Source organism: Campylobacter sp. RM5063 (genome assembly GCF_024723655.1).
GTDB lineage: Bacteria > Campylobacterota > Campylobacteria > Campylobacterales > Campylobacteraceae > Campylobacter_D > Campylobacter_D lari_D.
Map to the genome: position 1 here is coordinate 1 of NZ_JANQDA010000065.1, position 616 is coordinate 616.

The window sequence follows — 616 nt, forward strand, 5'->3', positions numbered from 1 at the left end:
TGATTTTAAAATACCATACAATATAACATTTGGAGTTTCTAAAACATGGTCATATCCGTTAATATCTCTTCCTATGATGTAATGTAAAGGTAATATTCCAGCACTAGAATTATCTATCACTCCATCTACATACCAAGGAGCTATTTTAGCGCACATTAGCGCTAAATAACCTCCATATGATCCTCCCCCGTAAATTTTAGGTAAAGATTTAAATTGAGGATAATTTTTTATTATATCTTTTAAGGCATTGATATGATCGATAGCAGGCATAATTCCATAATTATTATATTCATTATTAGGCGGGATAAAAGAGCGTGAAAGACTAACTTTATAATCTATATCTAATAACTTTTTTTCTTTTAAGCTACTAATAGTTTGATGCAAAAACTCATAATGAATTGATGCTGTTGAGCAATCTAATTTACTTGTTTGAATTTTGAAATTTTCTAAAATGTTTTTTAAGTGTACTAAATCTTCTTCTGTAAATGTAATAGCTGCACTATATTTTTCTACATCTGATCTTCTTTGACAAAAACAATGATACAAAACGCTTACAGCTACAACATTATATTTTTGAGCCAAAAACTTCCTATTAAAATCAACAAAAGTCATATGA

1 protein-coding gene is annotated in these 616 nt (G+C 28.2%); it reads right to left on the reverse strand.

Annotated features, from left to right (window positions below; all coding sequences use genetic code 11):
* A partial coding sequence (locus tag CAMP5063_RS08385) for a DUF2920 family protein (RefSeq protein ID WP_337195168.1) occupies positions 1-612 on the reverse strand: 612 nt, incomplete at its 3' end.
* Positions 613-616: the final 4 nt, after the last annotated feature.